This is a genomic window from Cryobacterium sp. Hh38 (assembly GCF_004403235.1).
In the GTDB taxonomy this organism is placed as follows: Bacteria; Actinomycetota; Actinomycetes; order Actinomycetales; family Microbacteriaceae; genus Cryobacterium; species Cryobacterium levicorallinum.
In genome coordinates, this window is the sequence record NZ_SOHD01000042.1 from 143277 (window position 1) to 164903 (window position 21627).

A 21627-nucleotide genomic window follows, 5' to 3' on the forward strand; every position below is an offset into this window, starting at 1 on the left:
CGGGCAGTCGCATCTCGACCTGAGTGCTCGGTCCTGAACGCCCTGCGACTTCGAGCCAGCTAGGTCTTCGGGTACGGGTGAGTGTCAGGGAGTGCTCACGAGGCGGTACGACCGTGCAGGAAATTATCGCCCGCGGTCTTGAGGCGGATGACTGGGCACAACGGTCCGCATGCGCCCACTGGGCGCATCCCTCTGCAGGTAAAGCAAAGGACGCCCTGTCACGTCGGAGTTCAAGCCGCAGCGCTGTAGCAGCGGCGACCCCACGGGCACGTCCAGCACTGCAGCATTCCGCCGGTCAGCCGCAATTGCGTCGAAGGACCGCCACGTGTAGTACATGTCGGCGCCCACGATTTGCTTCCACAGCGCCGCTGTCAGCCCTCCCGCCGCGATTTCCCGGATCTCGGCGGGCGATAGTGAGGATCGCGTCCAATACTGGGTGCGCAGGATCGGGTCCCCGTCGACCCGATGCACCGCCTCGATCCAGAACATGCTGCCTCGACCTAGGTACTCGGCTGCGGCGGCGCTAGCTTCGACGCGTTCCACGTCCAGCAGCTCTTCGGTCATCAGTCGACCCCCGAGCTGCGCGGCCCTGGTGACGCGTTCGTGCTCGACTGCCCAGTCGGTGGCCGACAATGCCACCGTGAACGGCTGCGGCCGACGCGCGACGAATGTGCCTACCCCTTGGCGGGCCACGATCAGGCCGGCGCGCGCGAGTTCGGCCAGCGCCTGTCGCACTGTCAGGCGATTGACACCGAAGCTCGCAGCCAGCTCGGGCTCGGGTGCCAGTCGCTGGCCGGCGACGTACTCCCCGCTCTCAATCAACCCCCGCAGCTCATTCTCCAGTTGTACGTGCAGAGGGAGCGCCGCATTCTTGCTAATTGCCATCCTTCTAATCTAGATGTATTTTTTGGTTGCTTAGGTGGGCGGGCCCGCCTGTATTGCCCGCCCTTTCCATTGTTCATCTACGATTCAGGTCCTGTCTCATTCCCATTAAGTCATCTAGATGACTATGGGTTATGCGTCGAGGTCACATGGCGCACCTGCCGATCCCCGGCACCCGTTCGATTTGACTAACCACCCGACAAAGGACGCCCTGAATGCCTTCTCGTACCCGTCTCGTATCCGCCCTCGTCATCGGCGCGGTCGGACTCACAACACTGCTCTCCGGTTGTTCCCCTGCAGCGTCCGACAACAACGCCAACCCCGTCATGCTGCGCCTGGGCGTGCCGCCGGGAGAGGCAGACCCCGAGTTCCTCGACAAGATGCAGCCCATGGCCGACCTGGTCGAAGAGGCTACGGGCCTCCCCGTCGAGGTCACCCAGACGAGCGACTACCTCGCCATCGTCGAAGCCATGCGCTCCAAATTGCTGGACGTCGCAATCTTCAGCCCCATGCCTGCCGTTATCGCCGAGGATGTCGCCAATGTGAAACCTCTCGTCGCAGCCCTTGGAGCTCCCTATACGACACTCATAATCTGCAATCCGGAAGCCGGCGTCACTGATCTGGCCAACATCCAAGACCTGTCGATGGCATTCGTCGACGCGGGCTCCACCAGCGGGAACTACATTCCCCGCCTGATGATGCAGCGTGCGGGCGTCGACCTCGACGCACTGGACTCAACTTTCGCCGGAGGCCACGACGTCGCAGCCCTGTCGGTCAAACAGGGCAGCACCGACTGCGCAGCGGTCGCCTCTCTGGTCCTGCCGACCATGGTCGAAGCAGGTGCCATCAGCGAGGACGACTTCGAGATCGTCGCCGAATCCGAACCCCTGCCAATCTCGACCGTCATCATCGCCCGCGACGGACTGTCCGCGGAAATCAGCGCGGCGATCACCGACGCATTCGTCGGCAACACGGATGCCGACATCCTCGCCGTGACCAGCGCCAAGGAGTACGTGGCGGCCGAGGACGCAGATTGGTCCATGTTCAACGACGCCGCCGCCGAGCTGGGCATCGACATCGACGACGTCAAGGGATGAGCGCCGACATTACCGTCGACCGCCTCTCGTACCGCTACCCCGACGGCACCGCCGCCCTGCACGACGTATCGCTGACTATCGACAAGGGCGAGATCGTCGCCGTCCTCGGCCCGTCAGGTGCCGGCAAATCCACACTGTTCCGCTGCCTGGCCGGAATCGACTCGCCCACCGCCGGAACGATCCGCCTCGACGGGACAAATCTGGCATCCCTGCGCGGCAAGGCGCGGCGCAAGACCCTGTCCCGCATCGGGTTGGTCTTCCAGGAATTCCATCTAGTCGGACAGGCCAGCGTCCTCTCCAATGTCCTGATCGGCAGGCTGGCCAACGCCAACCCCGCCACCAGCCTGCTGCACTGGATGAGCCGCTCCGACCGAGAGGCAGCCGTCACCCTGATCGCGAAGGTCGGCCTGGCGCCGCAATTGCGGAAACGAGCCGACGCCCTCTCCGGCGGCCAGCGCCAGCGAGTGGCACTGGCCCGCGCGTTGGCCCAGGAGCCGACCGTGCTCCTGGCCGACGAGCCCGTCGCCAACCTCGACCCGGTCCTCGCCGCAGCGGTGGTCGACGACATCGTTCGCATGGTAAGCGAGCAGGGTCTGACCGCCATGCTCAACCTCCACGACGTGACGCTGGCCCGCCGAGTCGCCAAGCGCATCGTTGGCATGCAGGCCGGCCGAGTGCTTTTCGACCTGCCAACCGACCAAGTCACCGACGTCCTGCTGAGCCAACTCTACGGCGGCGACACGGGGCCATCCGCGCGCCCGTCGAACACACCGGGAACCACGCTCCCGACCCTGATCGAGGCCCTGGAGGTCACACTGTGAGCAGCACGAGCACCGCACCCAAACCAGCTCGGGACCGACGGCCCGAACCCTCTGCCAACCCCGGTCCCGAAGAGCTGATGCGACTCGCGAGGATCCGGCGCCCGCATCCGCTGACGATCATCGGCGCAGTCGCCGCCATTGGGGTCGTAGCCCTGTCGACGCAATCCAGCGAGCTGTCGTTCCAAGCCATCGCTCAGGGCCTGCCGAACATCGCCGACTTCGTCGGACGGATGTTCCCGCCGGACTTCTCTGAGCTGCCGTTGGCCATCTCCCTGATGGTTGAGACACTCGGCATCGCAGTGACAGGCACATTCTTCGGGGTCCTCATCGCGGTACCGCTGGCGCTCTGGGCATCGCGGACCGTGTATCCGAACCCGTGGGTTCGTCAAACGACGCGCATATTCATCAACGTCGTACGTGCCGTGCCCGAGTTGATGTGGGCGCTGCTGTTCGTCTCCGCCGTCGGCCTCGGCCCGCTCGCGGGGACACTGGCAATCATCGTCGGCACCGCCGCCGGTGTAGGGCGCTTGTTCTCGGATATCTTCGAGGCCGCCGACATGCGCGCCTGGCAGGCGGCTGCCGCCACGGGCACACGCAAATCCCAGCGCATCGCTTGGGTGTTACTGCCGCAGCAGCTGCCCACGATGACCAGCTACACGCTGCTGATCCTGGACTCAAACGTGCGCGCCGCATCGCTGCTGGGACTAGTCGGCGCCGGCGGCATCGGCATGGAACTAAATCAGAAGCTGCGCCTATTCGAATACGGCCAAGTACTGACCATCGTCCTGGTGGTCCTTGTGGTCGTCATAGCGCTCGACCAGGTTTCGTCCTACGTCCGGAAGCGGCTTGTATGAGCGGGATACGAGTTCTCGACGCGGCCGGGGCGGAACCAGAGGCAAGAGCCTCCCGGGACCAGGAATCCACCCGTGCCGAGCTGGTGAACCTGCGGGATGCGGGGGCGGCGAGTCCTCTGCTGCGTCGAGGCGTGCTCTTCCGCAGTGATGCGCCGCTGACCGGAGATAGCAACCCCGACCTGACAGAACCACATGCGGCCGCAGCATGGCCCCCCCCCACGGTTATCGACCTTCGCGACGACGCCGAGAAACGCGAGCGGCATCCGTTCACGGAAAGCCGTGTTATCGACCTTCCACTACTACAAGGCGCCGGCCACGATCCGGCCCTGTTGGCCAATGGCCTCGGGGCCCTCTATGTCGGCACACTCGTCGGCAGTCAAGGTCGGCTGCTAGCGCAGGCCGTCACCGAGATCGCCGCCGCCGAAAACTCGGTCCTGGTACATTGCACAGCGGGCAAGGACCGGACAGGGGTAACGATCGCCGTCACTCTCGCGCTGCTTGGTGTCGATCGCGAAGCAATAGTCGCCGACTACGCCCTGACTTCGGCAGCGATGCCCGCGGTCCTAGCCCGGATGCTGCATACAGTCGACCAAGCCACTGCCGGAACAGCGTTGATGACCGGCGGCCATCAGATCTCCGTTACCGGTATGCCTCGCGATGTCCTGCTGGCCCCGCCGGCCGCAATGCTGCAATTCCTCGAAACGCTCGACGCTTACCCTGCCAGGCCTATCAGCGAGACGCAAGACGCGCAGATACCAGGTGCAGAAATGTGGTTTTTTGCACACGGCGGCACCGAGCGAACCCTCATTGCCCTGCGAACGCGCCTTCTCGTCTGAACGCTCGCACCCGTGAGAGCTCGAGCATTCGGTGCAACTGGAAAACTCCAGCCTAAAAGTCCACACTCGCACAACTTCGAGGCGGAGAGCGTCTCAAGAAACTGAAGCTTTACGAGACAGGAGACCTGCCCAAATCGAGTCGTGGAAAAGGTGCAGCAATGCGCGGAATCGCGGACTTCGATTTTGTCTCGGAAAGTCGCCTCGCCATTCGTGGTGTCTCACTGTCCCAGATGTCATTTTCCGAAGTCGTCTGCACTCCGACCCTGGTGTTTTCGGGTTGTGCAGGCGCACGCAACCTCTTCAACCTGGCAACGTATAGGCGAAATGATGCCGAAAATATTCGCGACACGGCGAACGCGTTCATAGGGTTGAACATCTCTCCGACTTCCATCACGAAACATCGAAGAGGTAACCTTTGCACTACGTAGAATAAATAACCGGATATGTGACAAATTCTGTATAGCCCGAGGTTACAGATTGCTCTGTCACGTAATCGAACGTATAAATGACAGGAGTTGAGCATGCTCGTCGGATACATGCGGGTTTCAAAAACCGACGGGTCGCAGAGCACTGATCTCCAACGAGATGCGCTCTTGGTTGCCGGTGTTGACCTGGACAACCTCTATGAGGACCAGGCGTCCGGGAAGAAGGACGACCGCCCTCATTTGGCGGCATGTCTGAAGGCGCTCCGCACGGGGGACACTCTCTTGGTGTGGAAACTCGACCGGCTGGGTCGTGATCTGCGCCACTTGGTCAACACTGTCCATGACCTCACCGACCGCGGCATCGGTCTCAAGGTACTCACCGGCGAGGGCGCCGCGATCGACACCACGACCGCATCCGGGAAGCTTGTCTTCGGGATCTTCGCTGCCCTTGCGGAGTTTGAACGGGCGCTGATTTCTGAACGCACTGTCGCAGGGCTTGCCGCGGCTCGTGCACGTGGACGTACCGGAGGGCGGCCGTTCAAGATGACGCCAGCCAAAATCCGCCTGGCTATGGCGGCGATGGGTCAGAAAGAGACAATAGTGGGCGACCTCTGCAAAGAGCTCGGCATCACCCGGCAGACGCTGTACCGCCATGTTTCACCGAGGGGGGAGCTGCGCGCTGACGGTGAAAAGCTCTTCTCTAAGAAATAGCGAAGTGATGAACCTTCGCGTCATTTCTAGCGGAGCCGGTGTCGCACGTGAGGGGAGTGTTACTGGTGCTCTCATCGCGACAAAGGACGCACGTACTATTGCTGGTGTAGCGGGCGTTTCGCTTGCATTAGATCATTCGATTAGGGGCATCGTGGCAGATAGATTTTTCTGGTGGGTCGCAGCAGTACTCACGGTGGTCCTGGGGATTGTCCTGTTTGCGAGTGCTCTGGGCATATGGATCAACGGGGCCATCTTTGTTACATATGGTCTTGTCATAGGGCTCGCGTTTAAATTCCTGCACTCTCCGGGAAATGTTCGAAAAGACTAGGTGCAGAAGCGTGCGCCAGAGGACCACGGTCTTTTTGGACTTAGGTAAGTCGGCGACTTCCCCGCCGATGGTGGTCGATGCGCTACCTAGCGGTCACAGTATGCCGCCAAAGAGCGCCAAAAGTCACTCGTCTGGGCTGCCTGTACGAGCTACCGCAGGACCGGTGGGTGCCCGTTCAAGATGACCGGCCAAACATGATCGGCCAAGATTCGCTTGGCCATAGCCCCGATGGGGCAGAAAGAGGCGCAACCGACGGGGAGCTAAGGCCTGGCGGTGTGAGGTTTCTCGTTAAGAAGTAGAAGCCCTTCCGAGAATTCGAGGTATAGGCCTTTCGTTTTCCGGACAGGTCTCGCACCTGACGAAGAGTACCGTCACGCAAGAATTTGGCTGCGAGACGTAGTTTTGAGAATCGCCGCGCCGCGAGATCCCGACCGACCTGCTCAGCGGCCTCTTCTCGAAGAAGAAAATAGCCCCTGTGGCTTCCACCGCTTGAAATCGCTGATGTGCCTCACAAGCCATGGGATACAAGACGGTCGAGCTGCTGCTGAGCGGCGCGGACTTATCCCGATGTCCCTCCTAGCGTTTGTAATTTGCGGTGCTGGTTGGAGACATCGGCGGCGCGTACTCAGTTCCGTTGGGGGAACGCCGTGGCGACGTCCTTGATCGGATTCGAGGTATTGAACACCTCGCGGCACAACTCGTCCTGAACTCTTGGGTGAAACGCCTACACGGTGCGGTCATCCTAATATCTGCTTTCAGTGTGCCCTCTGTTCGAGACGGCCCATTGTCCGAGATAACCGCGGCAGCTTACCAAGCGCTGCCGCAAGAACTGGATCCGACAACCGTCGAAATCAAAGCACTAAATCAGCTGCGGAGCGGGTCTTCCAGTAGCTGTGTCAGCGCCTTATCGATGAACGACTGGTCCTCCGGGTTGAATGGTGCCAGGTGGCCCCAGATGGTCGGGATGGCCCTTGCCTCAGCGCCAGGGATCTGCTTGGCCTCATACTCGCTGTCCACGGGTGGGAAATAGCGATCCGTTTCTGCGTTCAGGATAATGGTCCGAGCCGTGATGGATCGCAGAGCCGCCTCGAAGTCTCCGCCGAACTTGGGGTGGTCTCCAAGATCGTTGTGTAACCACGTCCAGACCTGGGCCAGCAAGTCATTGGCGTCGCACTTAAGAAAGAAAGGGTCCCAGAAGATGTCAATGAATTGTTCTGTGTCGCTTGCCCCGAAGCTTCGGTAGAGCTCCTCCCTGTAGAAGGGCTCCGAGAACCCCCAACCGGCGTAGATTGCCGCGAATGTCTTCATGCCTTTGACAGGGGGTTTGTCAGCGTAGAAACCGTCGTTCCAATCACTGTCAGACGTGACCGCGCGAATGAGGGAATGTAGAAACACTTTGTTATATTCTGCTGTCCGCGCCGAACCCGATATTGGCGCTATGGCTCGAACCATTTCCGGGTGCAAAGCAGCCCAGGCGTAGGTCTGGCAAGCACCCAGAGACCAACTCGTTACTAGGCGGATCTTTTCTACACCGAGTTCCTCGGTAAGCAGGCGGTGTTGGGCGACAACGTTGTCGTAGGCGGTAACGCGAGGAAACAGACCTCGCCCGAACGGCGCTGGGGTATTGCTGGGGGAAGAGGACACGGCTGCGCCGAAGTGGTTCGGTACGACAATGAAGTACTTTTCCGGGTCCAATGCCCGTCCCTTGCCGGTCAGCCATGATGCGGTGTCAGACGGCGTCGCGGTGAACCATGTGGGGCAAACCACGACGTTGTCCTTCGCTTCGTTCAATTCGCCCAGAGTGACGTACCCAAGCTTCGCTGACGGTAAAACAGAGCCTTTCTGCAGAGTAAAATCGCCCAATTCAAAAATCTTGTGTTCCATGTGGATTCCATTCTGTTGAGCCAAGTTGGGCGGAATGTGATGTTGCATTCAAGGCGGAAGGGCATAGACCATATTCGACGCCAGCCCTTGCGTTGCATCAACGAGATCGACGTGGCATGTAAGGCGAGGCTAGCAACATGTTATAGACAACCAATATCGGACTTCTGCACAGAGTACCCATCGATTTTTTGTGCAAACAGCGACCCGTTTTCGGCGCGTACCTCTCCCTCGGCGTCAACTTCCCCTGGGCAGTCGTGACCGGACTCTCCAAAGGGGCGCACACCATCGACTGGCCCGGATCCTACTACTACGTCGTCATTGCGCTCAGCTTGATCCTCGCTGCCCTATCGGTGCTGACAACTTCGAGGAGCACCGCGAAGAACACGGGCATCACGACCACCAGGTACGAATAACCGCCGCTAGCAACGCGAAGTCGCAGGCTGAACTTTGTTGCCTAAACAACCCCACTTGGACGACGGTGACCGGGGCAGCTTCGAATTACCGTCGTCTATTCGGTTCCCTGCGGTGCCGAGAGGGCGACCGTCCCGTATGCCCCGCCTGAGAAAATGCCCGGTGAAGGGAGGGTATACGGGGCACGTTCGGACGCCTCAAATTACTCGGCGGTGAGGTCCAGTGCCCGTGCTCGGCGATAGAACGTTGCTCGAGACATTCCGAGGTCGCGGGCAACCGTTGTCGCTGTCTCTCCGCCGTCGATGAGTCGGCGGGCGTTGCGGATTTGGCTGTCGGTGATGATCCGCGGGCGGCCGCCTAAGTCTTTGCCGGCTGCGCGGCGTTTGTTGATGGAGTCGACAACACGCTCTCGCTTGATGTCGTGTTCCATCTGCCCGAGCGCCGCCATGATCGTGAACAGCATGGACCCCATCGGTGTTGCTGTATCGACGTCGCCGCCGCCGAGGTTCAGCACACGGAGACCGGCACCGCGGCCGCGGAGCTCCTCGGCGAAAGCGAGCATGTTCTGCGTCGATCGGCCGAGCCGGTCCAGGGTCGTGATGACGAGGGTGTCGCCGTCTTCGAGGGCGTCGAGCGCGCGATCAAAGTACGGCCGTGATGCTCGAGCGCCTGAGATTCCATGGTCGACGTAAAGGTCGTCGCGCCGGACTCCGGCGGCCAGGATGTCGACTTGCTGCCGGTCGGTGGATTGTTGTCGCGTGGATACGCGCGCGTAGCCGATCAGTTTCGTCAATTCTGCTCCTGAGGTGTCTCATAACTAATGGTGTGTACCGTAATTACAGCAGGTGGTTATGCGACGTAGTTATAAGACTCGCCGTGCCTCCAGATTCCGACGATTTTGAGGACGCTCAGGTCATGACTGTGAGACGTCTTATATCCCTAGGGTTTCGAGACAGCCGTTTCGTGGAATGGCGGAGTTTTCCAGGGCAGGGCAGTTGTCGCGACCGCAGTTGATGCCACGGTCGCGTTTACGCCGGCACGACAGTGTGCTTATGGGCCGAGAAATATTTCCGTCGTGAGGGGGGTGTTCGATTAACTGGCTGCGGCCGGTGGCCACTATGCGATCGCGGACATCGCAGGATCGAATAGGCCGCTTTTTGGCCTCCGGGCGAGGCACATCAAGGGCGACTTCTTGGCAGGTTCCTCTGACGAGTCAGACTACGGTGCTGACCAACGGGTGATAGCGGCAGCTAGCATAATTCTGCCGCATCACCGTGGGTCAGCATCCGCAGCCTGACAGGTGTTGTTCGTATCGGGCTAGATGAAGCTGTGTCGCGCGAGGCAGTCGAGGTAGTAGACGAAGGCTTCGTCGTTTACGTCGCCAGTTTTCATCGAGTAGTAATTTTGGTCAGTTTCTGTTCCAGTCTCTCTGTATCCGGTCAGCGCGGTCATGTACGTCGTTAGGTGGTCAGACATCCCATAAACCTTGGCACCAGTGACGAGGCCGTCTTCTTGCTCGAGCACGATGGAGGTGCGTTGGCCCACCAAATGTTGAGTGTTTAGAAGGTTGTATGCCAGCCAAGACGCGTCTCCAAGAGGCGCCGTTCCAAGATCGTCAGTGTCACTGCCCGAAGTTTCTTGAAGGAAGAGTCCCCGCCAGCTTTCATCGTACGTATCAGGACCAACATCTTTCATTTCCTTCTCTTCTGCGCTGTACAGGCGGGATAGGACGTCCGGATGAGTGATCGTGTAGAGCGAGTAGATCAAGTCCTCGCGGACTTCTCCATCGTTCGAATAGTCAGTGCGTGTAATGGCCTCGAGCGGGATTTCATATGCACAAAAACCCTGTTTCAAGTGTTCTTCAACGGCGTCCGTTGTCCATCGCTGAGGATTGGTCTTCTTCCACCGTGCCAGGAGGTCTGAACGGTCGTCAGCTTCGTGATTGTCCATCAATTGGGTAGTCCGAAAAAGGCGTGCATTGCGGGGGTGCGGTTGCTCGGGTGGAAGTGTGCGAATTTTCCGCGACCGCCCGAATCGCGCTCAGGTCCGACTACGGCCAGGCCGTTTTTGATTCCTTTCGCAACTGCGAGCGCGCCGGCCTCGCTGCGAGACCACGTGTCTTTCCCCCCGCGGCCCCATGTGATGGCCGCGGAAAGCGACATACCATTTGCAAGCACGAGTTTGCCGTTTAGAATCATTGCGCGGAAATGTTGGTAGCTTGATCCCTTTTTATTGAGGGCATCGATTGCGTTAGTGGCTGCGATCCACGTAACACCAGCGACGATGACAACTGCAGATGCCACCAGGAGTGTTTTCAAGATCTCTAGAGCGATAGGTATTCCCAGAACCAGTACTGGCACGAAGGCGGCATAGCCCACGTCATCGGCATATGATTCTGTCTCACCAGTGGCCAGGTCTGTCATGGTGAACGAGGTGGCTTCGTCGTTCAACTCTTGTATCTGGATGGAGTAGTTGGCGTTGTAGTCGGTGTCGATGCTCCCTAGAGAAAAAAGAGCGCTACTGTCCTCAAACGACAACGTTGTCAGCGCCGTGACAGGTTCGCCAGATCCCAAATCCGATGTCGTCTCGACTGAGATTTTAGTGAGCGAGGCGTCCACGTCTTCCAGTGTCAATCCTGCGTCGTTGAAAGCGGATTCAAGCTTTTCCTCGTCAACCATCCCGCTGCCTGAAGCTTCTACCGGGGCAGAGCTGGTCTCTGCGAACGCGGGCGAGTAAGCGAATCCAGAGAGCAGCAGCGCCGCTACGACTCCGATGGCGATCTTTTTCATTGATTGTCTTCCTTTGATTGGTGAGCGATCAGTGCGGACAGGGTGGAATCGGGTTTAGCTACGCCGAGCAAGCTTTTCAAGATTTGATTCGAGGTCATTGCTGCAGCCGCTGACGTCCCGGTGACAAGCTGCCGGGCCCCCGTGCGGTCGACCGCGGGAATGTCTTCACCGGGTGCGAAGTAATTCACATGGTCAATAGCCGAGAAGCTTGATGGATGGCCCGCGGCATCTAATGAGCCGACGGAAATAACTCCCGGGTATCGGGCGGGGTAGCCCGCCCCCATCCCTTGGTTGTTTCCAGCAGCCGCGACCACCACGATTCCCGATTCAACGGCGCGTTTCACCGAGTCACGTAAGGCCCGGGTGTCCGTCCCGATCGCGATGCTGACGTTAATGACGTCCACCTGGTCCCGGATAGCTTGCTCTATAGCGTCCGCAACGTCCTCCGCCGACGCGGTTCCTGCAGTGAAGACGGAGTAACTAATCCAAGTGACTCGATGGGCCCACGCAGGACAGCTATCCTCATCGATTCCTGCTGCGATCGATGCGACTAAAGTGCCGTGCCCTTGGTCGTCGGCGTCAGTATCGAAAACATGAAAACAGCTAAAGTCGACGTTTTCATCGTTGAGGCCGCTATCGACGAGAGCGATCGCGACTGTGTCTCGAACCGCCGGCGTGATCGATGCCGATGAGCAACCTATCAACAGAAGGGCTGTGACGACAATGATTGACGTCGAAAGGAACGCGGGGCGTCTGCGGGGACCCCCTCGGAGAGAGGTCAAAACATGCGTTGCGTTGACTTCACGCGCGGAACAATTACCCCGGGCAGCGGTTCATTAAATGGCTGGTCTCGCAGGCGATACGATCCACCCGCCCATTTTCGAAACATCATTTTCCCCCCGATGCTCACGAACCAGATGTCGTGTGAAACTCAGATTGGCGGAGATAACTCGCGGCGTCAACTCCATCCGGAAATAGTCAACGGAATTTTCATGTGGGCGACGATTAAGCGGCTATTTGAGTTCCGTCCTCGCCCAGCATGGGCATCTCTCTTTTTTCGATGTCGGTGAGTACTGAGTATTTGAGGACTTGAGCACCCACTCAATCGTGCGGTTCAGCACCTACCGGTATCAGTCCCTCGACCGTGCGCGACAGTCTGTCATTTACAGCCATGCCGACTTCTACAGATCCGACCATCTCGTCATTCAGTGGGCGAAACCCTGACGCCCGACGAGCGGGTCCAACTACTCCAAATCGTCAAAGGGACGGGGACGAGCAGCTCCGACTGAGAAGGTTCCACTGCGCGCTTGTGGGCACGCCGAGGGGCGCCGTCCCTTGGTTCGTCAGCTCGCGGAGGATCTCGATGTCGCTCCTGGCACCGTCGCTAAGGCGTACAAAGTGCTTGAATCCGAGGGCTACCTCACTGCCCGCACTGGCGGAGTAACCCGGGTCAGCCGGAGCACAACGACGTCGCTCCCAGTGCTGGAAGCCCCTCGCCAACTTGCCAAGACCAGCACCCGTGCAGGCACTAGCCTGGACGGCACCATCCGCATCCTCCGTGCGATCTCGCACGAAGAATACTCCGAACCGGGACTGACCTGATGCGCTCTCAAGGCTGCCCGCACCCATGGAGATCCCCTCTACTCTCGAGTCTTCCACACATAGAAATGCCTGTTCCAGGTCGACCAGGCTGCCCCAGTTCTCACGACTGTGGTGTCTCATAACTGACCTGTTTCGTATCGCACGAGATACAAGACCCTGACTGCCCTTTGACGCAACGCAGAGAACCGGGTCGATGCGCCAAACAGCGATCACAGAACGCCGCCACTAAGCGCTAACACTCAATCAATTCCCAGATTAATCTCGACACATCCTTGACATTCATTCTTGTGGGCGTGACCCTGCTGGCGATTGGTTAGGGCTATGCCGGGTGCGTAGAGGCGATAGATTCCATTCGGAAGGACAATCCGAACGATGGAACGCACGAGTTGCCTCCCACGCGTGTCTCACTCTCATGCCTGATGTCGGTGCTATTTCGGAGGTGATTAGCATCGCTGGTCGCCGCGCTGCTTCATGTTGCGCCTTGACCAGTCCGCTTTTGCGGAGTCGGCCCAAATCCGGCAGGCTCAGCCTTGGCACTTGAATGTCAAGTTGTTGTCGAGGGGGACAAATGCGCATTGTGGGTATTGAGCTAGAGGGTTTTCGCGGATATCTGACATCGAGTTACGTGTCGATCGATACGTTGACTGTGTTTGCCGGCAAGAATGACGCTGGAAAGAGCAGCATCCTGGAAGCTATGAGGCTGTTCCTGGACAAGGGAAAGCCGGACGTCTCTGACTATTCGGTTCATGGGCATGGAACGATTCGCATCACGTGCACATTCGCTGACCTTCCCCCTGAGCTGGTCATCGACCAGACTGCGGTGACGACCCTCCAGGATGAGAAACTCCTCGACGCTAACGGCCACTTGGTGATTAGCAAGACCTGGACCAGGGGGCGAGCCAACCCCGAGATTTTGGCGCATGCTCTACACCCGGTCGTCGATGGCGGCCCAACGCTTATCGGCCTGAAGCACGCGCAACTCAAATCCCTCGCCTCGACTCTTGATGTTGTCGCGGAGCTGGAGGATCGACGCGTGAACCTGAACTATAGGCAGGCGATCTGGCGCGCCTGGGAAGCCAAGGGGCTCTCGTCGCTGCAACCGACGATCATCCCGTTGAACTCAGAGGACGGGAAGCACGTTGCCAGCGCTCTGGAGAGTGTCTTTCCCCTGTTCCACCTCTTTCAAGCTGACCGGCTGGGGGCGGAGTCCGATGAGGTTGCCCAAGACCCAGCCAAGCTCATAGTCAAGGCCGTGCTCGATCGCCATACGGCTGAACTCACGAAGCTTACGAGCGATGTTAAGGCTGAGATTTCAGAACTTCTCCTGGAAGTCGTTGGGAAATTGGAGGAATTCGCACCAAATCTTGCGGCCAAGCTGATTCCGGCCAACCTAGACCCCGTATGGCAGAAGGCATTCTCGTCCCTACAATTTGTCGACGAGAACGATGTTCCCCTTGCGAAGCGTGGCAGCGGGACACGCAGACTGGTTCTCTTGAGCTTCTTTCGGGCGGAAGTTGAGCGAGGATATGAAGAAACGGATGAGTGGCGACGGGGCGTCATCATCGCAGTGGAGGAGCCCGAGACGGCTCTCCACCCGGATCTTCAGCGCGAAACTGTTTCCGCTCTAATTGAAGTTGCGGGGCTCGCAAACAGGCAGGTTTTGATGACGACGCACAGCTCGAACTTGGTGAGGAACATACCGATCGCAGCCGTGCGTTTCGTCGAGGAGCAGCAGGGGAAGCGCGTGTGGAGTTCCAGTGACACATCCAGCGAGCGGTTCGTTCTCCAGCAATTGAACAAGGCGATGGGGACTTTCGCGGATCACAATGTGCGTTGCTTCTTCATCGTTGAGGGCAAGAACGATATCGGCGGTCTACTGGCACTGAGCGATGCGCTACAAGCCGCCCGTCCCACTGAATATCCAGATCTTCGCCAAATGGAAACTGACGGTGAGCTTTGCTTCATACCTATCGGCGGCTGCGGCGCCGCTGCTCTTTGGGAGAGCCGCCTGTCGCCGTTTAGTAGGCCTGAGGTTCACCTTCTTGATTCCGATCGCTTGGTTGAAGGGTCGGCTCTGAAACCCGAGATATCCAAGTACCTAGCGCGCTACAACACCGACGATCACCTGTCGTCACACATGTTTGTTCTGACCCGGCGAGAGATGGAAAACTACCTCACTATTGAGGCGATCGAAGATGCTTTCAAGGGTGCAAACCCAATGTTCCCGAAACTATTCCGGGAAGCTGTCGAAGGCCACGACTGGGGATATGTCGACGTGCCGGAGACCGTCGCAAGAGTGCTTCACTCTCTCAATTCGGAGGTCGAATGGTCACTCGCTTCTGACAAGAAGCGCAGCGAGAAGGAGTCTGACGTGAAGAGGAAACTAGTCCCATGTTTCGGGCACCCGTCTGTGGCGGAGGCTCTTTTGGCCCTCGGTGCCGAGCGAGATCTTCTTTTGGCCGTTGCGACGGTGGCGGATGTGGCAGCGTGAATCCGGGGGCTTCGGCCACTACCCGCAACCAACAACTCCTTCTTGTAGCCAATGGATTCTTTGGAGCTCTTGCAGCGGAGGGCGTTGTCGAGTTCAACCCATCGATCATGGACTTTGAATTTGCGTTCGGGAAAGCCTGGCGAGCCTGGCGTTGCGCGAGCGTCTCGGAATTCCCGACGTTCGCACTGGGGAAGAATCGGTTTCGCGACGTTTTGTTCCGCGTCAGTCGATCCAGTTCTCCTTTTGCCACCTATCGTGACGGTATCGAAATGACGCCGAGTGGGCTCACGCCCCGCGAATACCTCGCAATCTGGGCGCCTGAAGTTACACCAGAAGACTGGATCGCGTTGGCCCAGCTGTATCTGTCAGGACGAGAAAGCAACAGGTGAATCTCAGCTTGATTTTGGGGCTGAGAGATGCTTTCGCCGTGAGGGAGAGCTCGGCCGACCAGGCAGGTTCGACCCAACTGTGAGGAAATCAAGAACTTGACATAATCATCATTATCGGCCCGGATTTGATGTTCTGGCGCGCAGACGAGCTAACTCTCCAGCAGGGGAACCCGGACAAGGTAGGGCGACCTCGCCCGGGCGGTAGTGTCGGGTCAGCCCGGGGTTCGGAAAGCACGAGCGTGGGGCGCGCCGGCTGGAGAGCCGTCACAGGCAGCAGTTTTGTTGGCCTGCGCGGACTTGGCGCTGAGGAGGTGGGTGAGCTCGTTACAGGCCGGGTTTCCACACTCGAAACGCATGATATTGCCGTTGCGCGTCATCTGATGGCAGCGGTAGCAGACGGGCAGGCTCATGAGGATGAGCACGTGGGGATCGGTGAGTACCTCGAAGATGGGGTGAAAGCGTTTGGCGCAACTGTCGGTCGCACGCCCTCTCGTAGGCAAAACTGTGAGTGATTTCTTCCTGCGGTAGCTCGCATTCGTCGCAAATTGGCGGGGCCGACAGTTTCACGGCAGCGACTGGAACGGCGACAGGACAATCTGTAATGAGGGTGAGAGTAGCGCCGGGCCGGGCTGTGTCGGTCCGGCCCGGCTTGCGGAACTCCAGGTAGATGACGAACTCTTGCCGACGTCCGCCATCAACCTGGACCGGGTGCGCAGGTCGGTACCCGCTCTCGATAATTCACCTAATACAAATTCGTAGGAGATGTGCTGATACATCACAGATTCTTAGAGTGAGCGGATCATTTTCTTGCCCACAACTTGCCCACATTTGAACGGAAATGATGCTGCTAAGGGTGATCACATCAAGTTCAATAAGCCCGTGAAATCAACGATTTCGACGCCGCAACGCATGTTTCCGGGCGCCCATCGGTCACTCGTAATGAGAAGGTCGTCAGTTCGATTCTGACAGGCGGCTCCACTAAAACTCCTGGTCAGAGTTTGTTTCTAAAACCCTCTCAACGGTACGTTTTGCCGAATTTGCCCACAATTTGCCTACATTTGTTTTAAGTGCACGGTTATTGAGGGTGTCTGCAACTGAACCGTGCCGGTTTTCATGCCGCCGTTTTGTTGGCGGCTTTGATATTTATCGGGCCGTTCGTTTCAGCGTAGTAGTTGCTTTCATATTCCTCGGGCGGCATGTTCCCGAGGGAGCTGTGGAGGCGCCGATTGTTGTACCAATCGATCCAATCGATGGTGAGTTCTTCGACGTCGGCGAGGGTCTTCAGCGGGCCCGTGTGGAAGGGGGAGTTCTTCGCGAGGGCCTCGTTCTTGTAGAGCCCCGTGACGGTCTCTGCGGCCGCGTTATCGTACGCGTCACCGACCGTCCCGATCGAGGCCACGAGTCCCTCAAGAACGACGGTTTCTGTGAATTTGATGGACGTACACTGTGATCTCGCATCGGAGTTAAGCCGAATTCGGCTTAACTCCGACCGTGGCACGCAATATACGTCGAGCCTGTTCCAAAAGTGGTGCGCCGCGAACCAGGTCACGCAGTCGATGGGAGCCGTCGGTCTGTGTTGGGACAACGCGGTGGCGGAAAGTTTCTTCTCGCATTTGAAGACCGAAATGTATTACCAGCACGAGTTCGAGAACCACCTCGCCGCGAGGACCGCCGTGATGGAATTTATCGAATCTTGGTACAACCGGCGGCGCCCTCATTCACGCAACGGAGGGCTCCAACCTGCGGTCGCGTTGGCCGCTCATTGCGACGCCCGCCAAACGGCTGCAGCGTAGAAGAAAAATCAATCAGATTGTCTCAATAACTTGACGGGCGCATCCCCTTACGGACGTCTCGTGCTCGGTGAATCCCGTGGTCGGAGACTTGGGCGGCGGAGTCGGCTCTGGAACGTCCAGTGACTCCAGTGATTGCCTGACGAGTCCGCCACTCTTCCTAACGAGACGCGTCGGGCTGCGGCCCAGCGCCGACACGGGCGGTAAATTCGGACACTGGCTGATGTCAGCATGCCGTCGTTCACTGGCCAGATGACACCGAAGCTTTCGGCTTACATCGCGGCGGGTAAGGCCCTCGATGCTGACGAGCGCGAGATTGCCGCGCTCGCTCTTCAGCAGGTCGATGAGGCAGACCAGGCTGCGATTGACGACGCTTGGGGCGAGGTGATCGACCGCCGACTTGACGAACTCATCAGCGGCAAGGTCGAGTCGGTCAGCGGCCGGGAGACCATCGCCATCGCGCGGGCACGATCGGCCTCACGGCGCCGGTGACTCTCGATTGGCGCGAGCATCCGGACGCTCGTGACGAGTTTCTGGATGCTCACGAACGCTACTCGGCCATCGATCACGGCAAACTCGGCGACGAGTTCGCAGATGCAGCAGAGGCCGCTGCTGAATTGATCCTTCAATGGCCGGATGCGGCGTCGCCATTTCGGGGTCGGCAGCGCGAGCCCATTGTGCGCGCATGGCATCTCGGCAAGTTTCCGTACAACCTGGTCTGCGTCGTCGGAGGGGATGGGATATTCGTGCTTGCCTATGCTCACGAGTCTCGTCGCCCCGGTTACTGGACGCAGCGACTCGCCGAATGACCGGGCGAGGGTCTGTCGAAGAACCCAAGGCAGTCTCCAGTCGTGTCGAGGCGGGTGCCCCCAATGGCAATCGCCATCCAGGCCCTGAGGTCATGGAGCTACGACCGGTGGTTCTCAGTCCTCTGACCCCAACGGGTTAGGCACCATCCAACTTGAGAAATGCACTACGGCCTGTCATCGATGCGCCGTAGTGCATGTTCCATGCCTCTCTAGTAGCTGATAGGCGTCGTTTAGAACGGCTACGGCGTGGAATCGACGACGGTGGTCGTGACCGAGGTCCAGCCGATGACGGTGTTCGCCGGCACGTTGGCGTCGGCTGTGACCTGCACTTGGCGTTCGCCAATCAATAGTCCGGTGGCGGGGTTGATGATGAGGTCCTGTCTGAAGTCACGCGTCGGGTCCTGCCGCCCGATGGCTACGCCAACCTGTCCGTTGAGCGTGGCGGAGCGTTCGACGATTGTGACGTCGGGAATCATTGCGATGGCCCGGTAGAGCGCTGCGCGCAATTCGGCCGGTGCCAGCCCGGATCGAAGGACATCGGAGATTCGGGACAGCGCGTCTTCCTCGGGTGAGTTCGACCCGCCTGCGGAGGTCATATAAAAGTAGGACAGCAAAGCGGCGGGGTCGCTGGGCATAGCTGCAAGGTCCTCAGCGGTCCAGGGTGATCCATCGAAATTGCCGCCCGCGGCTCGGGCGATCTCTGTGCGCTCGGCGGGGCTGAGCTGCGCCCAGCTGTTAAGGGCGTACTCCCTGGCCTTCTCGCTGAAGAAGGTGTCGGGCTTGAGGGCGGTGCGCTCCCAGACCCACTGGCCGGATCTATCCGCCGGTATGTACAGAGTGCTCGCGGAGGGGCTCAAGAAGACCGATCGGCTGGCCAGATTCTTGGGATCATCGTTGGGCCCGACAGCGTAGGTAACGAAGACCGCCTGAGTGCTGATCTGGAGGAACTGCCCGGGCGCGACCACCGGGTCCGACGTCTGAATCGTTGCGACGGCCGTTTGCTCAAGCAAGTTGGAGGCTTCGGCGGATGCACCCCCGTTTGGTCCCCATCCGAAGGCATTTCCCAGAATGGCTATGGCGACCAGGGCTGCCGCGGCGAGCGATAGTGCGGAGACGCGACGCGTTCGGGCGGATCGTTTAGGCAGCTGCCGCACGTTGTGTGGAAATTCTCGAGGTGCACGCACGAGTTGCTCAGGTGCTGGTGCCCCGATGAACTGGCGCGGGGCTGTTGCGTGTTCGAGAGTCGGCACCGATTCACTCATTCTGCTGACGATGTCGTCCCGCATCCGCTTGATTTGAGTTTCCGATGGACCAATTGTCGTGATCATGAGAGCGCTTCTTTCTGTGCGGAGAGTTTGCCTCGGAGAGTGATGCGGACCCGAGCGAGCCTGTTTCGAACGGCGCCATGGGACGTCCCCAGCGCGCGTGCCGCCTGCTCATAGCTCAGGCCTTCGTCAATGCAGAGGTAGTAGAGGGTTTGGTCCGTCTCGGAGAGTTGGCTGACGGCGTGGTCGATCGCGTCCAACAACATCCGGCTCTGCACTTCGTCGTGGACCGAACGGTGCTGGGGGTCGGGAAAATTCGAGAGATCACTGTCAGTGCGGTGATGGTCGTCGCGAGCGCGGCTGCGGATGCGATTGTTTCCGAGGTAGCGGGCGGTCACGAGAAGCCACGGCAAAACGGACTGGTCCACGGGCCTGATCGCATGCCGTTTGCTCCAGGCGATGACAAACGTGTCCTGGGTGATGTCTTCCGCGTCCGCGATAGACCGAACCATTTTGAGCGCGAACCAATACACCGCCCGGACGTGGCAGTTGTACAGCACGACAAACGCCTTGCGATCACCGCCCTGAGCCTGGGTGAGATGCGCCAGATCAGAAACGGCGCAGCTACTGACATCGGCTGGGGACGGCATCGAAATGAGCAGGTCCGCTGGTTCAGATTTCGAGGTCATATTGAGGAGTGTCCTGAGCGGTGAAATCGTCTCGCCCTCGCTCTGGGTGGCGAGCTGCCGACACCTGCGGCAGAGGGATCGTTGTCGACAACGACAACGCCCCCATTGTCGCGGATTCTGCCAGCGTATGGTCGCAAGGAGATCTGTCAGGACATCACTGACAGTTCTGAACCAATAGATCTCTGACCATTTTGTGGTGTTGGGTCCTGACAGTTCTCCGTCGATGTTTGAGGGATGAGCCGAATGAACCTGTCGATCCCCGTGTCCGTCTTGCCATCGTCCAGTGGCCTCCCGACGCTCCGCGTGGTGCGGTGAGCACGTTCTGTGCCGGGCACCACATCTCGCGGGAGACGTTTTACGCGATCCGGAAACGTGCCGCAGCGGATGGGCCAACGGCGGCGTTGGAACCGCGATCGAGACGCCCGAAAGCGAGCCCGTCAAAGCTCACGGACACGATCACCCAGGAGGCCATCGGGGTGCGGAAGGCGTTGAGCAGTCCGGGACGGATTTCGGTCCGATCAGCGTCCACGACAAGATGCGTTCCCTCGGAATGACCCCGGTGCCGTCGACGGCGTCGCTGGCGAGGATCTTCCGTCAGGCCGGGGCGCTCGGGTGGAGCCGCGGAAGAAGCCGCGGGCATTTTACCGGCGGTTCGTCTACCCGGCGCCGAATGCCTGCTGGCAGCTGGATGGGACCGAGTACGTTCTGACCGGTGGACGCAAGTGTGTGATCTTCCAACTCATCGACGACCACTCCTGCCTCGCCGTCGCCTCTTCTGTCGCGTGGGGAGAAACGTCCGAAGCGGCGGTCGCCGTGGTGAAGAAAGGGATCGCCGCGCACGGGGTTCCGCAGAGACTCCTCAGTGATAACGGGGCCGCGCTGAACCCGACCCGGCGGGGAGTACTCGGCCAACTCGTTGTCTCTGTCACCTCTCTCGGCGTCGAGCCGATCACGGGGAAACCGTATAAACCGACCACGCAGGGCAAGAACGAACGCTTCCACCGAACCCTGTTCCGGTACCTCGACAAGCAGCCCCTCGCGGAGACCCTCGAGCAGCTGCAGGAGCAGGTCGACGCGTTCGATGTGATCTACAACACGCAGTGCCCGCACCAGGCGCTGCCGGGACGAATCACCCCGCAGCAGTCGTGGGAGGCGACCCCGACCGTCGAACCGCCACGCCCAGTCCCGCACACCGCCGCACCCGTCGGCGTCAACGATGACACGCGGATGACGCGCATCCGCGACAACGGCACCGTCTTCGCCCGCAGCACCAAATTCCGAGTCAGCCGCACCCTGGCCGGCACCCTGGCCTATCTCTTCGAAGAAGACGATCGGCTCCTCGTCTTCGACTCCCAAGGCACCCTGCTAATTGAACACCGCTGACCCCTCCCGGGAACCAAATACGTTGGCAGCGGCCGCCCCCGCGGCCCCCGGGGACCGCGCACAATCCCGTAACTGTCAGAGATGTCCTGACACATCACAGAACTGTTGTCATGAGTGGATCATTTTCTTGCCCACAATTTGCCAACATTTGAATTGAAATGATGCTGTTTT

At 59.4% G+C, this 21627-nt stretch carries 20 protein-coding genes and 2 pseudogenes; 13 read left to right on the forward strand and 9 right to left on the reverse strand.

Features of this window, described 5'->3' with window-relative positions; all coding sequences use genetic code 11:
• Positions 1-123: 123 nt before the first annotated feature.
• Positions 124-885, reverse strand: coding sequence for a GntR family transcriptional regulator (locus tag E3T41_RS14815; protein ID WP_134479256.1), 762 nt, complete (start codon positions 883-885; stop codon positions 124-126).
• Between the two features lie 212 nt (positions 886-1097).
• On the opposite strand from E3T41_RS14815, the gene E3T41_RS14820 reads away from it, so the two are divergent.
• The 5 genes from E3T41_RS14820 to E3T41_RS14840 all read left to right on the forward strand — a co-directional run bounded on the left by E3T41_RS14820 (position 1098) and on the right by E3T41_RS14840 (position 5626).
• On the forward strand, positions 1098-1979 hold the full coding sequence (locus E3T41_RS14820; protein WP_134479257.1) for a phosphate/phosphite/phosphonate ABC transporter substrate-binding protein: 882 nt from the start codon (positions 1098-1100) through the stop codon (positions 1977-1979).
• Positions 1976-2800, forward strand: coding sequence for a phosphonate ABC transporter ATP-binding protein (gene phnC, locus E3T41_RS14825; protein WP_134479258.1), 825 nt, complete (start codon positions 1976-1978; stop codon positions 2798-2800). The genes E3T41_RS14820 and phnC overlap by 4 nt, the downstream gene beginning before the upstream one ends.
• On the forward strand, positions 2797-3654 hold the full coding sequence (gene phnE, locus E3T41_RS14830) for a phosphonate ABC transporter, permease protein PhnE (protein ID WP_198416434.1): 858 nt from the start codon (positions 2797-2799) through the stop codon (positions 3652-3654). Before phnC ends, phnE begins: the two co-directional genes overlap by 4 nt.
• Positions 3651-4490, forward strand: a complete 840-nt coding sequence (locus E3T41_RS14835) for a tyrosine-protein phosphatase (protein ID WP_134479259.1) — start codon at positions 3651-3653, stop codon at positions 4488-4490. Before phnE ends, E3T41_RS14835 begins: the two co-directional genes overlap by 4 nt.
• A gap of 521 nt (positions 4491-5011) precedes the next feature.
• On the forward strand, positions 5012-5626 hold the full coding sequence (locus E3T41_RS14840; protein WP_134479260.1) for a recombinase family protein: 615 nt from the start codon (positions 5012-5014) through the stop codon (positions 5624-5626).
• A 1192-nt stretch (positions 5627-6818) separates the two neighbouring features.
• Here the strand turns inward: E3T41_RS14840 and E3T41_RS14845 are convergent.
• On the reverse strand, positions 6819-7838 hold the full coding sequence (locus E3T41_RS14845; protein ID WP_134479261.1) for an alpha/beta fold hydrolase: 1020 nt from the start codon (positions 7836-7838) through the stop codon (positions 6819-6821).
• Positions 7839-8026: 188 nt separating this feature from the next.
• On the opposite strand from E3T41_RS14845, the gene E3T41_RS14850 reads away from it, so the two are divergent.
• Positions 8027-8251 (forward strand): hypothetical protein, encoded by a 225-nt coding sequence (locus tag E3T41_RS14850; protein ID WP_134479262.1) that lies wholly within the window; start codon positions 8027-8029, stop codon positions 8249-8251.
• A gap of 200 nt (positions 8252-8451) precedes the next feature.
• On the opposite strand, the gene E3T41_RS14855 is transcribed toward E3T41_RS14850, so the two are convergent.
• From E3T41_RS14855 to E3T41_RS14870, 4 genes are all read right to left on the reverse strand, one after another.
• Positions 8452-9042 carry a recombinase family protein gene (locus E3T41_RS14855; RefSeq protein ID WP_134479263.1) on the reverse strand — a complete coding sequence of 197 codons (591 nt, stop codon included), beginning with the start codon at positions 9040-9042 and terminating at the stop codon, positions 8452-8454.
• A gap of 524 nt (positions 9043-9566) precedes the next feature.
• Positions 9567-10202, reverse strand: a complete 636-nt coding sequence (locus E3T41_RS14860) for a hypothetical protein (RefSeq protein WP_134379357.1) — start codon at positions 10200-10202, stop codon at positions 9567-9569.
• Entirely contained in the window at positions 10199-11038 is an 840-nt protein-coding gene (locus tag E3T41_RS14865; protein WP_104082778.1) for a hypothetical protein, read from the reverse strand. Before E3T41_RS14865 ends, E3T41_RS14860 begins: the two co-directional genes overlap by 4 nt.
• Entirely contained in the window at positions 11035-11820 is a 786-nt protein-coding gene (locus E3T41_RS14870) for a S8 family serine peptidase (RefSeq protein ID WP_104082777.1), read from the reverse strand. Before E3T41_RS14870 ends, E3T41_RS14865 begins: the two co-directional genes overlap by 4 nt.
• 616 nt (positions 11821-12436) lie before the next feature.
• Between E3T41_RS14870 and E3T41_RS14875 the strand changes: the two genes are divergently transcribed.
• The 3 genes from E3T41_RS14875 (at position 12437) to E3T41_RS14885 (ending at position 15520) form a co-directional block, all read left to right on the forward strand.
• Positions 12437-12640, forward strand: a complete 204-nt coding sequence (locus E3T41_RS14875; RefSeq protein ID WP_233193068.1) for a hypothetical protein — start codon at positions 12437-12439, stop codon at positions 12638-12640.
• A 568-nt stretch (positions 12641-13208) separates the two neighbouring features.
• Positions 13209-15131: an ATP-binding protein gene (locus tag E3T41_RS14880; protein WP_158251184.1), complete on the forward strand. Its 1923-nt coding sequence runs from the start codon at positions 13209-13211 to the stop codon at positions 15129-15131.
• A complete protein-coding gene (locus tag E3T41_RS14885) occupies positions 15128-15520 on the forward strand; it encodes a hypothetical protein (RefSeq protein ID WP_104082774.1) in 393 nt (130 codons plus the stop codon). Before E3T41_RS14880 ends, E3T41_RS14885 begins: the two co-directional genes overlap by 4 nt.
• 1111 nt (positions 15521-16631) lie before the next feature.
• On the opposite strand, the gene E3T41_RS14890 is transcribed toward E3T41_RS14885, so the two are convergent.
• Positions 16632-17069: an integrase core domain-containing protein gene (locus tag E3T41_RS14890; protein WP_134479264.1), complete on the reverse strand. Its 438-nt coding sequence runs from the start codon at positions 17067-17069 to the stop codon at positions 16632-16634.
• Here E3T41_RS14890 and E3T41_RS14895 point away from each other — a divergent pair.
• From E3T41_RS14895 to E3T41_RS14905, 3 genes and pseudogenes are all read left to right on the forward strand, one after another.
• A pseudogene (locus E3T41_RS14895) lies at positions 17002-17313 on the forward strand (integrase core domain-containing protein); the annotation flags it as partial. The gene E3T41_RS14890 and the pseudogene E3T41_RS14895 sit on opposite strands and share 68 nt — an antisense overlap.
• A gap of 249 nt (positions 17314-17562) precedes the next feature.
• Entirely contained in the window at positions 17563-17802 is a 240-nt protein-coding gene (locus tag E3T41_RS14900) for an addiction module protein (RefSeq protein WP_134468324.1), read from the forward strand.
• Positions 17799-18119: a type II toxin-antitoxin system RelE/ParE family toxin gene (locus tag E3T41_RS14905; protein ID WP_134479267.1), complete on the forward strand. Its 321-nt coding sequence runs from the start codon at positions 17799-17801 to the stop codon at positions 18117-18119. The genes E3T41_RS14900 and E3T41_RS14905 overlap by 4 nt, the downstream gene beginning before the upstream one ends.
• Positions 18120-18358: 239 nt before the next feature.
• On the opposite strand, the gene E3T41_RS14910 is transcribed toward E3T41_RS14905, so the two are convergent.
• Complete coding sequence (locus tag E3T41_RS14910) at positions 18359-19447, reverse strand: CU044_5270 family protein (protein WP_134479268.1); 1089 nt, start codon at positions 19445-19447, stop codon at positions 18359-18361.
• A complete protein-coding gene (locus tag E3T41_RS14915) occupies positions 19444-20073 on the reverse strand; it encodes an RNA polymerase sigma factor (protein WP_198416435.1) in 630 nt (209 codons plus the stop codon). Before E3T41_RS14915 ends, E3T41_RS14910 begins: the two co-directional genes overlap by 4 nt.
• 311 nt (positions 20074-20384) lie before the next feature.
• On the opposite strand from E3T41_RS14915, the pseudogene E3T41_RS14920 reads away from it, so the two are divergent.
• Positions 20385-21608 (forward strand): annotated as a pseudogene (locus tag E3T41_RS14920) (integrase core domain-containing protein).
• The last annotated feature ends 19 nt before the right edge of the window (positions 21609-21627 follow it).

What these genes read in the sequence shown, in the direction of transcription:
- E3T41_RS14815 (WP_134479256.1), bottom strand. Translation starts at nt 885, where the DNA reads ATGGCAATTAGCAAGAATGCGGCGCTCCCTCTGCACGTACAACTGGAG.
- E3T41_RS14820 (WP_134479257.1), top strand. Translation starts at nt 1,098, where the DNA reads ATGCCTTCTCGTACCCGTCTCGTATCCGCCCTCGTCATCGGCGCGGTC.
- phnC (WP_134479258.1), top strand. Translation starts at nt 1,976, where the DNA reads ATGAGCGCCGACATTACCGTCGACCGCCTCTCGTACCGCTACCCCGAC.
- E3T41_RS14835 (WP_134479259.1), top strand. Translation starts at nt 3,651, where the DNA reads ATGAGCGGGATACGAGTTCTCGACGCGGCCGGGGCGGAACCAGAGGCA.
- E3T41_RS14840 (WP_134479260.1), top strand. Translation starts at nt 5,012, where the DNA reads ATGCTCGTCGGATACATGCGGGTTTCAAAAACCGACGGGTCGCAGAGC.
- E3T41_RS14845 (WP_134479261.1), bottom strand. Translation starts at nt 7,838, where the DNA reads ATGGAACACAAGATTTTTGAATTGGGCGATTTTACTCTGCAGAAAGGC.
- E3T41_RS14865 (WP_104082778.1), bottom strand. Translation starts at nt 11,038, where the DNA reads ATGAAAAAGATCGCCATCGGAGTCGTAGCGGCGCTGCTGCTCTCTGGA.
- E3T41_RS14880 (WP_158251184.1), top strand. Translation starts at nt 13,209, where the DNA reads ATGCGCATTGTGGGTATTGAGCTAGAGGGTTTTCGCGGATATCTGACA.
- E3T41_RS14900 (WP_134468324.1), top strand. Translation starts at nt 17,563, where the DNA reads ATGACACCGAAGCTTTCGGCTTACATCGCGGCGGGTAAGGCCCTCGAT.
- E3T41_RS14910 (WP_134479268.1), bottom strand. Translation starts at nt 19,447, where the DNA reads ATGATCACGACAATTGGTCCATCGGAAACTCAAATCAAGCGGATGCGG.
- E3T41_RS14915 (WP_198416435.1), bottom strand. Translation starts at nt 20,073, where the DNA reads ATGACCTCGAAATCTGAACCAGCGGACCTGCTCATTTCGATGCCGTCC.